The sequence below is a fragment of the Pseudomonas sp. KCJK9058 genome, assembly GCF_046230975.1.
Taxonomy (GTDB): domain Bacteria; phylum Pseudomonadota; class Gammaproteobacteria; order Pseudomonadales; family Pseudomonadaceae; genus Aquipseudomonas; species Aquipseudomonas alloputida.
Genome location: NZ_JBJJLR010000001.1, coordinates 52,483 through 65,167 on the forward strand (window position 1 = coordinate 52,483; position 12,685 = coordinate 65,167).

Annotated in this window: 10 protein-coding genes; 3 read left to right on the plus strand and 7 right to left on the minus strand. The window is 61.3% G+C overall.

Features of this window, described 5'->3' with window-relative positions; genetic code table 11:
- Window positions 1–51: 51 nt before the first annotated feature.
- The 4 genes from ACK59Z_RS00245 to ACK59Z_RS00260 form a co-directional block, all read right to left on the minus strand.
- Entirely contained in the window at window positions 52–1,146 is a 1,095-nt protein-coding gene (locus ACK59Z_RS00245) for a polyamine ABC transporter substrate-binding protein (RefSeq protein ID WP_010955707.1), read from the minus strand.
- A gap of 156 nt (window positions 1,147–1,302) precedes the next feature.
- The gene (locus ACK59Z_RS00250) at window positions 1,303–2,400 is read right to left on the minus strand and encodes a polyamine ABC transporter substrate-binding protein (protein ID WP_409292048.1); all 1,098 of its coding nucleotides are present in this window, start codon (window positions 2,398–2,400) and stop codon (window positions 1,303–1,305) included.
- 168 nt (window positions 2,401–2,568) lie between these two features.
- Window positions 2,569–3,930 carry an aspartate aminotransferase family protein gene (locus ACK59Z_RS00255; protein ID WP_019437291.1) on the minus strand — a complete coding sequence of 454 codons (1,362 nt, stop codon included), beginning with the start codon at window positions 3,928–3,930 and terminating at the stop codon, window positions 2,569–2,571.
- A 48-nt stretch (window positions 3,931–3,978) separates the two neighbouring features.
- The gene (locus ACK59Z_RS00260; protein ID WP_003253727.1) at window positions 3,979–5,337 is read right to left on the minus strand and encodes a glutamine synthetase family protein; all 1,359 of its coding nucleotides are present in this window, start codon (window positions 5,335–5,337) and stop codon (window positions 3,979–3,981) included.
- A gap of 574 nt (window positions 5,338–5,911) precedes the next feature.
- Between ACK59Z_RS00260 and ACK59Z_RS00265 the strand changes: the two genes are divergently transcribed.
- Entirely contained in the window at window positions 5,912–7,288 is a 1,377-nt protein-coding gene (locus ACK59Z_RS00265) for a glutamine synthetase family protein (RefSeq protein WP_003253725.1), read from the plus strand.
- Window positions 7,289–7,435: 147 nt separating this feature from the next.
- On the opposite strand, the gene argA is transcribed toward ACK59Z_RS00265, so the two are convergent.
- Complete coding sequence (gene argA, locus ACK59Z_RS00270) at window positions 7,436–8,734, minus strand: amino-acid N-acetyltransferase (protein ID WP_003253723.1); 1,299 nt, start codon at window positions 8,732–8,734, stop codon at window positions 7,436–7,438.
- Between the two features lie 124 nt (window positions 8,735–8,858).
- Window positions 8,859–10,001 carry an acetylornithine deacetylase gene (gene argE / locus ACK59Z_RS00275; protein WP_003253722.1) on the minus strand — a complete coding sequence of 381 codons (1,143 nt, stop codon included), beginning with the start codon at window positions 9,999–10,001 and terminating at the stop codon, window positions 8,859–8,861.
- Window positions 10,002–10,117: 116 nt separating this feature from the next.
- On the opposite strand from argE, the gene ACK59Z_RS00280 reads away from it, so the two are divergent.
- Window positions 10,118–11,485 (plus strand): inorganic triphosphatase, encoded by a 1,368-nt coding sequence (locus tag ACK59Z_RS00280; protein ID WP_003253720.1) that lies wholly within the window; start codon window positions 10,118–10,120, stop codon window positions 11,483–11,485.
- A gap of 131 nt (window positions 11,486–11,616) precedes the next feature.
- On the opposite strand, the gene ACK59Z_RS00285 is transcribed toward ACK59Z_RS00280, so the two are convergent.
- Window positions 11,617–12,087 carry an Lrp/AsnC family transcriptional regulator gene (locus ACK59Z_RS00285; RefSeq protein WP_003253717.1) on the minus strand — a complete coding sequence of 157 codons (471 nt, stop codon included), beginning with the start codon at window positions 12,085–12,087 and terminating at the stop codon, window positions 11,617–11,619.
- Between the two features lie 126 nt (window positions 12,088–12,213).
- On the opposite strand from ACK59Z_RS00285, the gene ACK59Z_RS00290 reads away from it, so the two are divergent.
- Window positions 12,214–12,519: a hypothetical protein gene (locus tag ACK59Z_RS00290; RefSeq protein ID WP_108191117.1), complete on the plus strand. Its 306-nt coding sequence runs from the start codon at window positions 12,214–12,216 to the stop codon at window positions 12,517–12,519.
- The last annotated feature ends 166 nt before the right edge of the window (window positions 12,520–12,685 follow it).

Here is a 12,685-nt window from a genome sequence, read left to right on the forward strand (position 1 = left end):
ATTTTTGTGCCCGCGTGGCCTGTTCTACGGTGCCGTCGCGGGTCTGGATTTTTACTTGCCCGACTTGACCTTGGTCCAGCTGCGGGTCATCAGCCGTTGCACCTTGGGGGGCAACTCTGAGTTCACGAACATCTTGTCCAGCACTTCCTGCGGTGGGTAAACCGCGGCGTCAGTCCTTACGGCCTGGTCCATCAGGGCGCCAGCCTTGGGGTTCGGGTTGGCGTAACCGACGTAATCACTGACCTGGGCGATAACCTCAGGTTTCAGCAAATAGTTGATGAAGGCATGCGCCTCTTTGACGTTCTTGGCGTCCTTGGGGATCGCCAGCACGTCGAACCAGAGGTTGCCGCCTTCCTTGGGAATGGCGTAGGCCAGGTTCACGCCCTTCTTCGCTTCTTCAGCACGGGCCTTGGCCTGGAACACATCACCCGAAAAACCTGCCGCGACGCAGATGTCGCCGTTGGCCAGGTCGGTGATGTACTTGGACGAGTGGAAGTAGGTCACGTACGGGCGCACCGCCAGCAGCTTCTGCTCGGCCTTGGCGTAATCCTTGGGGTCGGTGCTGTTCGGGTTGAGGCCCATGTAGTTGAGCACCGCTGGCAGCATTTCGTCCGCCGAGTCGAGGAAGGCCACACCGCACTTGGAGAGCTTCTTCATGTTTTCGGGTTCGAACAGCACGGCCCAGGAGTCGATGGTGTCCACGCCCAGCGCGGCCTTGACCTTGTCGACGTTGTAACCGATGCCGTTGGTACCCCACAGGTAAGGCACCGCGTATTGGTTGCCCGGGTCGTTCTTTTCCAGGCGCTTCATCAACGCCGGGTCGAGATTGGAATAGTTGGGCAGCAGGTTCTTGTCGAGCTTCTGGAAGGCGCCCGCCTTGATCTGCTTGCCGAGGAAATGGTTGGACGGCACCACCACGTCATAGCCGGTGTTACCGGCCAGCAGCTTGCCTTCCAGGGTTTCGTTGGAGTCGAACACGTCTTGCACAGGCTTGATGCCCGTGGCTTTCTCGAAGTCCGCGAGTGTGGTCGGGCCGATGTAGTCGGACCAGTTATAGAAGTGCACCGTCGGCGCCGCTTGGACGCTGCATGCCAGCGTCAGGCCCGCGCCAGCCATCAAGGCCTTGCGGAATACAGAAATAGACAAGTGGGGGTCCTCACAATCAGTGCCTGGGTAGCGACAATGCTGCCGCACACGCAAAACCGGCGCGCAACTTAACTTCGCAGCTTCGATGCCGCAATCATCAATTACCTTTCAATGGCTCTGGGCCGAAAAACCCGGCCCAGAGCTGTCGCATCGGGCTTACTTGCCCGACTTGATCTTCGTCCAGCTGCGGGTGATCACTCGCTGCACAGAAGCGTCAGGCGCAGCGATCGCGTACAGCTGCTTCTTCACTTCGGCAGGCGGGTAGATGCTTGGGTCGCTGGTGATGTCTTTGTCCACGAACGGGGTGGCAGCAGCGTTACCGTTCGGGAAGCGTACGGCGTTGGTGATTTCAGCCATGATTTCCGGCTGCATCAGGAAGTTCATGAACTCGTAGGCCGCGTCTTTATGCTCGGCATCTTTCGGGATGGCGACCATGTCGTAGAAAGTACCGGCACCTTCCTTCGGAATGACGTAGTCCACTTTGACCTTGTCGCCCGCTTCATGGGCACGGGCCTTGGACTGCTCCAGGTCACCCGAGTAACCGACGGCTACACAGATGTTGCCGTTGGCCATGTCGCCGATGTACTTGGACGAGTGGAAATAGGTGATCGAAGGACGGATCTTGAGGAACAGGTCCTCGGCGGCCTTCAGGTCTTCTTTCTTGGTGCTGTCGGTCGGCTTGCCGAGGTAGTGCAGCGCAGCCGGGAGCATTTCGGTCGGGGCGTCGAGGAAGCTCACGCCGCAGCTCTTGAGCTTGGCGATGTTCTCAGGCTTGAACACCACGTCCCACGAATCGATCTTGTCCACGCCCAGCACAGCCTTGACCTTTTCCGGGTTGTAGCCAATGCCGATCGAGCCCCACATGTAAGGGAAGGCATGCTTGTTGTCCTTGTCGCTGGCATCGCCAACGGCCTTGAGCAGGTCGGGGTCGAGGTTCTTCCAGTTCGGCAGCTTGGACCGGTCCAGCTCCTCGTACACGCCCGCCTTGATCTGCTTGGCCAGGAAATTGTTCGAAGGCACGACGATGTCGTAGCCCGACTTGCCTGCCAGCAGCTTGGCTTCCAGGGTTTCGTTGCTGTCGAAGACGTCGTACTTGACCTTGATCCCCGTCTGCTTCTCGAACTTGGCGATGGTGTCCGGAGCGATGTAGTCCGACCAGTTATAGACGTTCAACACTTTGTCTTCAGCCTGAACAGCGGAGGCCATGGCACCCATCAGGGCGGCGGCCAGCAACGTCTTGCCCATTTTATTCATGCGTAATGCTCCAGAATTTTTATTTAGCAACTGTCCAGCAGCCAGAACCCACGGTGCAGAGCGCGCGGCGACTGAAACAGTCGCTAGTCTGGCAAGTTACAAGGCCCTGTATCAAGGAAAGCAGGGCCATGTAACGACTTAATGTCACAACGCTAGCCTAGCAAACGCTTATCGAATCGCCTCAAGGGTCAGGTCCAGGCACTTGCGCGCCTTTTCCACCAGTTCGTCGATCTCCGCATGGCTGATTACCAGCGGCGGCGCGATGATCATGGTGTCACCCACCGCACGCATGATGAGCCCGTTCTCAAAGCAGAAGGTGCGGCAGATCATGCCCACGCCCTTGCCCTCGTAACGGCTGCGGGTGGCCTTGTCCTTAACCAGCTCGATCGCACCCAGCATGCCCAGGCCGCGCACTTCACCCACCAGTGGATGGTCCTGCAGCTCACGCAAACGCTTTTGCAAATACGGTGCCGCTTCCGTGCGCGCCTTCTCGACAATTTTCTCGTCACGCAGGATGCGCAGGTTTTCCAGGCCCACCGCAGCCGCCACCGGGTGACCGGAGTAGGTGAAACCGTGGTTGAAGTCGCCGCCTTCGCTGATCACCTTGGCCACGGTGTCACGCACAATCACACCGCCCATGGGGATGTAACCGGAGGTCAGGCCTTTCGCGATGGTCATCAGGTCGGGCTTGAGGTCGTAGTAGTCCGAGCCGAACCACTCGCCGGTACGGCCGAAGCCGCAGATCACCTCGTCGGCGACGAACAGGATGTCGTACCTGGCGAGGATCTCCTTCACCTTCGGCCAGTAGGTTTCCGGCGGGATGATCACGCCGCCAGCGCCCTGGATCGGCTCGGCGATGAAGGCAGCGACGTTGTCTTCGCCGACTTCGAGGATCTTCTTCTCCAACTGCTCGGCGGCCCAGACACCGAATTCGTCAGGGGTCATGTCGCCACCCTCGCCGAACCAGTACGGCTGAGGGATGTGTACGATGCCCGGAATCGGCAGGCCACCCTGCTCGTGCATGCCGCTCATGCCGCCCAGGCAAGCACCGGCGAAGGTGGACCCGTGGTAACCGTTGATGCGGCCGATGATGGTCTGCTTGTGCGGTTTGCCCTTCAGCGCCCAGTAGTGGCGCACCATGCGCAGCACTGTGTCGTTGCCTTCGGAGCCGGAGCCGGTGAAGAACACATGGGTCATACCTTTCGGCGCCACGTCGGTGATCGCCTTGGCCAGCTCGAGCGCAGGCGGGTGAGCGGTCTGGAAGAACAGGTTGTAGTACGGCAGCTCACGCATCTGTTTTTCCGCCGCCTGCACCAGCTCTTCACGGCCGTAGCCGACCGCCACACACCACAGACCGGCCATGCCGTCGAGAATCTTGTGCCCCTCGCTATCCCACAAATGCACACCCTGGGCCTTGGTGATAATGCGCGGCCCCTTCTCCTTCAGTTGCTTGTAGTCACTGAAAGGTGCGAGGTGATGCTCCCCGCTCAGGGTTTGCCATTCACGGGTTTGCGGGTTGTTGACGCTCATGTGCTTCTCCGTTATTGGACCGCCGCGCTCCTGCGGCACCAGGGTTGATCAGACAGCGAACAGCAGGAACTCACGCTCCCACGAACTGATGACACGTTTGAAGTTTTCGTGCTCGGCGCGCTTGGTCGCGACATACCCGGTAATGAATTTCTTGCCCAGGTACTGCACCAGCGCACGGCTGTTTTCCATGCGTTCCAAGGCATCTTCGATGGTCAGGGGCAGGCGCAGGTTGCGGCGTTCGTAACCACGGCCCTGCACTGGCGCGCTGGCCTCGATGCCTTCGACCATGCCGATGTAGCCACACAGCAGGCTGGCGGCGATGGCCAGGTATGGGTTGGCGTCGGCGCCCGGCAGGCGGTTTTCGACGCGCCGGCTTTGCGGGCCGGCATCCGGTACACGCAGGCCGACGGTGCGGTTTTCTTCGCCCCACTCCACGTTTACCGGAGCCGAAGTGTCGGGCAGGAAGCGGCGGAACGAGTTGACGTTGGGCGCGAACAGCGGCAGCGCCTCGGGGATGAACTTCTGCAGGCCGCCAATGTGGTTCAGGAACAGCTCGCTCATGCTGCCGTCTTCATTGCTGAAGATGTTCTTGCCGGTGGCCACGTCGACCACACTCTGGTGCAGGTGCATGGCACTGCCCGGCTCGCCGGTCATCGGTTTGGCCATGAAAGTGGCAGCCACGTTGTGCTTGAGCGCCGCCTCGCGCATGGTGCGCTTGAACACCAGGATCTGGTCGGCCAGGTGCAGAGCGTCGCCGTGACGGAAGTTGATTTCCATCTGCGCCGTGCCGTCTTCGTGGATCAGCGTGTCGAGGTCCAGCTGCTGCAGCTCGCACCAGTCGTAGACGTCTTCGAACAGCGGGTCGAATTCGTTGGCAGCTTCGATCGAGAACGACTGACGGCCGGTTTCCGGGCGACCGGAACGGCCTACCGGGGGCTGCAGCGGGAAGTCCGGGTCTTCGCTGCGCTTGGTCAGGTAGAACTCCATCTCCGGTGCGACGATCGGCTGCCAGCCCTTGTCAGCGTATAGCTTGAGCACTTTCTTCAGCACGTTGCGCGGCGACAGTTCGACCGGGTTGCCCTTCTTGTCGTAGGTGTCGTGGATGACCTGTGCGGTTGGCTCGATGGCCCACGGCACGAGGAACACAGCGTTCTCGTCAGGGCGGCAGATCATGTCGATGTCTGCAGGGTCGAGCAGTTCGTAATAGATGTCGTCGTCGACGTAGTCGCCGGTCACGGTCTGCAGCAGCACGCTTTCGGGCAGCCGCATGCCTTTTTCAGCGATGAATTTGTTGGTTGGCGAAATCTTGCCGCGCGTGATGCCGGTCAGGTCGCTGATCATGCATTCGACTTCGGTGATCTTGTGCTCTTTCAACCAATCGGTGAGCTGGTCGAGGTTGTTACTCATAAATACCTCAGGAGGTAAGGTGGTCCGCGACTTGATTCTGGATGGAGTCGATTGCTAAAGCAAAAACCCACGCGCAGAGCCACAGTGGATACACTGAAATCAGCTGTGTCCGTAATGAGTTCAAAAGGCAGGAAGACGAAGCGAAGGGCGGCAAGCCGCTACGAGGACGGGTCCGGGAACGCCAAACGTCAATTATTGCGGCCAGGGCGACCACGCCATTGACGAAGCTTGCAAAAACGACGGAAGTACCCGATTGCACTGCGCACGCAGTACTTTCAGGTCGCGGCAAGCGGACCATGTGACCCTCGTATTATTGTGTTCTGGGTTGTGACCGAGCTTAGCCTTGTTCATTTTTTTACACAACACTTCCGTAAAAAATAAAACACGGCACGTTTGAGATCACCCTTTCAGGCAGAAATAGCGGATAATGGCCTGCCCCGATATGCAGCAAATCTGCCGTAGATGTGCCATTTCAGGGCGTCATGGGGTTGGCTTGACATCAGTATGGCTTTTCGGTTGACTGGTCCTGCAAGCCCCCCTTGATTGATATTTTTAACAACAAAGGTGTTGCATCATGTCGGTACCCCCGCGTGCCGTTCAGCTTAACGAAGCGAACGCGTTCCTTAAGGAACATCCTGAGGTTCTCTACGTTGACCTTCTGATTGCAGATATGAATGGTGTGGTGCGTGGCAAGCGCATAGAGCGCACCAGCCTCCACAAGGTTTACGAGAAAGGCATCAATCTGCCGGCCTCCCTCTTTGCCCTGGACATCAACGGTTCCACCGTCGAAAGCACCGGGCTGGGCCTGGACATCGGCGATGCTGACCGCATCTGCTATCCAATCCCCGACACGCTCTGTAATGAGCCGTGGCAAAAACGCCCTACCGCCCAGCTGCTGATGACCATGCACGAGCTGGAAGGCGAGCCGTTCTTCGCCGACCCGCGTGAAGTGCTGCGCCAGGTGGTGAGCAAGTTCACCGATATGGGCCTGACCATCTGCGCCGCATTCGAGCTGGAGTTCTACCTGATCGACCAGGAGAACGTGAATGGCCGCCCGCAGCCGCCGCGCTCGCCAATCTCGGGCAAGCGCCCGCAGTCGACCCAGGTGTACCTGATCGACGACCTCGACGAGTATGCCGACTGCCTGCAGGACATCCTCGAAGGCGCGAAGGAGCAAGGCATCCCGGCCGACGCCATCGTCAAGGAAAGCGCCCCGGCGCAGTTCGAAGTCAACCTGCACCACGTGCCCGACCCGCTCAAGGCCTGCGATTACGCGGTACTGCTCAAGCGGTTGATCAAGAACATCGCCTACGACCATGAAATGGACACCACTTTCATGGCCAAGCCCTACCCGGGCCAGGCTGGTAACGGCCTGCATGTACACATTTCCGTGCTGGACAAAGATGGCAACAACATCTTCACCAGCGAGGATCCCGAGCAGAACGCCGCGCTACGTCACGCTGTCGGCGGTGTGCTCGAGACCCTGCCCGCGTCCATGGCGTTCCTCTGCCCGAACGTCAACTCGTACCGCCGCTTCGGCGCGCAGTTCTACGTACCGAACGCGCCAAGCTGGGGCCTGGACAACCGCACCGTGGCCCTGCGCGTACCGACCGGCTCGCCGGACGCCGTGCGCATCGAGCACCGCGTGGCCGGTGCCGACGCCAACCCGTACCTGATGATGGCTGCGGTGCTGGCGGGCGTGCACCACGGCCTGACCAACAAGATCGAACCGGGCGAGCCGATCGAAGGCAACTCGTACGAGCAGCTGGAGCAGAGCCTGCCGAACAACCTGCGCGATGCCCTGCGCGAGCTGGACGACAGCGAAATCCTGAACAAGTACATCGATCCGAAGTACATCGACATCTTTGTCGCGTGCAAGGAAAGCGAGCTGGAAGAGTTCGAGCACTCGATCTCCGACCTCGAGTACAACTGGTACCTGCATACCGTGTAAACGAAAACGCCGCCCCCCATTGTGGGAGCGGCGTCGCGATAGGGGCGAAAGTGCCCCCAATATTTGCGCATCAAGCTGATAATGTCGGGGCCGCTTTGCGGCCCTTTCGCGACGCAAGGCCGCTCCCACATGAGCTGCGGTACAGGCTTACAAGGGCTTCTCGAAAATCTTCGAATTGCGCTGGTAGTTGTACAGCGAAGCCCGCGCCGCCGGCAGCCGCTCCACGCCACTGGGCGCAAAGCCGCGCTCGCGAAACCAGTGCGCAGTGCGCGTAGTCAGCACGAACAAAGTACTCAAACCCATTTGCCGTGCCCGGCTCTCGATGCGTTCCAGCAGCTCATCGCCACGTCCGCCATGGCGGTACTCCGGGTTCACCGCCAGGCAAGCCAGCTCCCCGGCCTCGGAATCGGCAATCGGGTACAGCGCCGCACAGGCGATGATCATGCCCTCGCGCTCGACCACGCTGAACTGCTCGATCTCTCGTTCCAGCACTTCGCGCGAACGGCGCACCAGGATGCCCTGCTCTTCCAGCGGGCTGATCAACTCCAGCAGGCCACCGACGTCCTCGATGGTCGCCTCGCGCACCACTTCGAACTGCTCCTGCGACACCAGCGTACCGCCACCGCCCCGGGTGAACAGCTCGGTGAGCAGCGCGCCGTCCTCGGCATAGCTGACGATATGGCTGCGCGCCACACCGCCTTTGCAAGCCTCGGCCGCAGCATCCAGCAGTTCGCCCTGGTAGTCGCTGCCTAGACGCTGCAGATGCGGAGCAACCTGCTGCGGGCGCAGTTCACGCACCAGCCTACCGTCAGCGTCCAACAGACCCGGCTCGGCGCCGAACAGCAACAATTTGTCGGCACCCAGTTCGATGGCCGCGCGGGTAGCCACGTCTTCGCAGGCCAGGTTGAAGATTTCACCGGTAGGCGAGTAGCCCAAGGGCGACAACAGCACGATAGAGCGCTCGTCGAGCAGGCGGCTGATGCCCTTACGGTCGACGCGGCGCACTTCGCCAGTGTGGTGGTAGTCCACGCCTTCGAGCACGCCGATCGGCCGCGCAGTGACCAGGTTGCCGGAGGCCACGCGCAGGCGCGAGCCCTGCATGGGCGAAGCGGCGATGTCCATCGACAGCCGCGCTTCAATGGCCAGGCGCAGGGCGCCGACGGCATCGATCACGCAGTCCAGGGTGGCCGCATCAGTAATACGCATGCCCCGGTGATAGTGCGGCGTCAGGCCGCGATCGGCCAGCCGGCTTTCGATCTGCGGGCGCGAGCCATGCACCAGCACCAGGCGCACGCCCAGGCTGTGCAGCAGCACCAGGTCGTGGACGATATTGCCAAAATTAGGGTGTTCCACCCCATCGCCAGGGAGCATGACCACAAAGGTGCAGTCGCGATGGGCATTGATATAGGGGGATGCATGACGCAGCCAGTTGACGTAATCGGGCATGACAGGGCCTGTGGATAAGTGGACGGAGAACGGCGATGCAGGGGGCGTTCAGGATCATCGTCGGAACAGGCTTGCGGTCACGCGCGGTCTCCTCTAGGCAGGAACGAATCAGTTCGATTGACGTTTAGTGCAGGCAATAGTGCCGGATCAGGTCACGCAATAGACGCACGGTAGGCTCGATTCGTGACATTTCAAGGTATTCGCCGGGCTGGTGGGCGCAGGCAATGTCGCCAGGGCCCAGCACGATGGTCTGGCAGCCCAGTTGCTGAAGATAAGGTGCTTCGGTGCCGAACGCCACCGCTTCAGCGCGATGGCCAGTCAGGCGCTCCGCGACCTGAACCAGTTCGACATCGGCAGCCTGCTCGAACGGCGGCACCTCCGGGAACAGCGGCGCATAGTCGATGCGCACCTCATGGCGCTCGGCCACGGGTACCAGCTTTTCGCGAATGGCCGCGCGCAGTTGCTCCACATCCATGCCCGGCAGCGGCCGCAGGTCGAATTCCAGGGCACACTGGCCGCAGATGCGGTTGGGGTTGTCACCGCCGTGGATGCAGCCGAAGTTCATGGTCGGGGTCGGCACGGTGAACTGGGGGTTGCTATAGGTGTTTTGCCAGTGCTGGCGCAGGCCCATCAGCTCGCCCATGACCGCATGCATGGCTTCCATGGCGCTGCGGCCCAGGCTTGGATCCGACGAATGGCCACTGCGGCCGAGGATGTCGATGCGGTCCATGAGGATGCCCTTGTGCATGCGAATTGGCCGCAGCCCGGTAGGCTCACCGATGACCGCTGCACGCCCCAGTGGCTGGCCGGCCTCGGCCAGGGCACGGGCGCCGGACATGGAGCTTTCTTCGTCGCAGGTGGCAAGGATCAGCAGCGGCTCCTTGAAGTCGTGCTCCAGCAGCGGGATGACCGCTTCGATGACCAGGGCGAAGAAGCCCTTCATGTCGCAGCTGCCCAGGCCGACCCAACGGCCATCGGCTTCGGTCAGCTTCAGCGGGTCGCTGGCCCACAGCTGTTCGTCATAGGGCACGGTATCGCTGTGCCCGGCAAGCACCAGCCCTCCCGGGCCGGTGCCACGGCTGGCCAGCAGGTTAAACTTGCCGGGGCTGACCTGCTGGATATCGCACTTGAAACCCAGGTCGCCGAGCCAACCGGCCAACAGGTCGATAACCTGGCGGTTGGACTGGTCCAGCGCAGGTTGGGTACAGCTAACCGAAGGCGCGGCGATCAAGGCGGCAAACTGGTCTTTCAGCGTCGGCAACGGCATGCGCGTACTCCTCGGAAACGTTGCCCATCATAGGACTATCCGCTGTCTGGAATAAACCGTTGAGGGCTGACTGCTGTAGACTCTCTGCCAACCACGCCCCCTCTTTCGAGTCTGTGATGCACAAAGAAACCGAACTGAAGCTCCGCGCCAGCCGCGAGACCCTTGCCGCACTTCGCGAGCACCCTCTGCTGAAAAAGCGCAACAAGTCCGGCTGGCAGACCCGTGAACTGCTCAACCAGTACTTCGACACCCCCGAGCGTGAGCTGTCCGCCGCCCGTGTCGCCCTGCGCCTGCGCCGCGATGGCGACGCTGTCATCCAAACCCTCAAGTGCCGCGGCCAGAGCGTGGCTGGCCTGTCAGAGCGCAACGAGTACGAATGGAACCTGGACAAGGTCAAGCTCGACCTGAAGAAGCTGGACGCCACCTGCTGGCCCGAGCAACTGGCCAACCTGGACAAGAAAACCATCAAGCCGCTGTTCACCACCGACTTCAGCCGTGAATACGCTGAAATCGCCTGGGGCCGCGGCAAGAGCAAGGTGGTGATCGAGGCCGCGCTGGACCAAGGCTTCGTGATCGCCGGCAAGCGCAAGGAAGAGATCTGCGAGCTGGAGCTGGAGCTGCGTGAAGGTGAACCGCAAGCACTGCTGGAACTGGCTGCAGAACTGGCCGCCAGCCTGCCGCTGATGCCGTGCGACATCAGCAAGGCTGAGCGCGGTTACCGCCTGCTGGAACCGGACAGCTACGAGCTGGACCTGCCGCACACCGCGCTGGAAGCCGAAATGGCCTTGGACGACGCCTATGCCGCCCTCGCCTGGCAACTGCTGGGCAGCAGCCAGCGCCTGGCCGAGCAGTACCGCCACAACGGCCACTGGCGCCTGCTCCAGGACTGGGTCGAGTGCCTGAGCGAGCTGCGCGCACTCACCGCCAGCCTGGGCCAGGCAGCACCGCGCGCCACCACCCGCGACCTGCGCGCCAGCCTTGATGCCTTGCTTGAAGACTGGCGCCCGCTGGTGCAGGCCGGCAACGATGACGAAGACATCCGTCGCGCCGCGCCCGAGCAGTTCGCCGAAGAACTGGAAGACGTACGCTGGGGCCAGTTCTCGCTGGAAACCTCACGCTGGCTGATGGCCCGGACCTGGACCGCAGAGCGCAAGGGCCGCGGCGAACGCCAGGGCAAGGCGCAACTGGCCAGCTGGCTGGGGCACCTGCTGGGTGAGGAAGGCCGCGCGCTGAAGCTGCCGCTGTACACCCAGCGCCCGGAAGACCTGGCCGAGCAGCTGCCACGTATCGAGCAGCTTCTGGCCTGGCTGCACCACGCCCGCCAGGTGCTGGAAGCGCCGCAAATGGACCGCTTGTACGGCGACCTGAAAAAGCTGCACGAGCTGGCCGAGCAGCCTATCAGCGATGAAGTGCTGGAAGCGCGTATCGAACAGGCTCGGGCGGTGGACCAGAGCCGCGGCTGGAAGCACCTGCTCAAGGCGTGATACCGCGCCGCCTGCTTCGCGGGTAAACCCGCTCCTACGTAGGATCCGCGCCAGGCGTGGGACCAGTGTAGGAACGGGTCCACCCGCGAATGGCCTCACCGGTGTAGGAGCGGGTTTACCCGCGAATGGCCTCAACGCGATAGCGGCAGGCTAGTGGTGGACTTGATCTCGGAAAGCGCCACAATCGAATTCACCTCCTGAATCCCCGGCACGTTCGACAGTTTTTCGAAGAAGAACCGCTCGTAGGCCTCGATGTCCGACGTGACGATTCGCAGCAGAAAGTCCACAGCCCCCATCAGTACATAACACTCCAGCACCTCAGGGAACCCGCGGATCGCCTCGGTGAACTCGGTGAAGTTGGAGCGCCCGTGGGCGTTCAATTTCACTTCGGCGAAAATCTGCGTGTTCAGGCCGACCTTCTTACGGTCCAGCAAGGTCACCTGCCCCCGAATCACCCCCTCTTCCTTCAAGCGCTGAATGCGGCGCCAGCACGGCGATTGCGACAGCCCGACGCGCTCGGCGATCTGTGCACTGGACAGCGAAGCGTCCTCCTGCAGCAGTTCGAGGATGCGACGGTCGTAGGCGTCCAGCTCGCTGTGCATTGTTTATTCTCCACATCAGATTTTTTTGAATAAAAGAATTCACCAATAAGGCGAAATCACCCAATCATAGCGAAAAAATACCGCCACCAACGTGCAAGAATTTCTCCCTCATTTGCGGAGACCAGCATGAACGCACAGCCCCGTACCGACGCCTGGGCCGCCACCAACGCCCACAGCACCGTGCTCTATCGCCTGCAGGCCGAGGCCGAGCCCGATAGCCTGTGCCGGGTACTCAACCTGTTCGCCTTGCAGTTCCTGACCCCGCATAGCGTGCAGGTCAGCCAGCAGGATGACTGGCTGGATATCGAAATCGGCATTGGCGGGTTGAGCTGGCACCGGGCCGAGGTCATTGCACAGAAACTGCGTAACCTGGTGTGTGTGGGTGAGGTGAGCCTGACCAACTTGCAGCGAGTGGCGTTGGCAGTGGTCTGAACCATCCTCTCTGCCGGGCCGGTACCGCATAGCACTCAAGTGCCCGTACGATCCCTGTCGGAGCGGGTCCACCCGCGAAGCGTCCGGTACAGGCGCAGCAAAATCCCGAAACCTTTCACCTCCGATAGCCTCCCGCCGCCCGGCTAGCCTTGATCAGCACTACCCG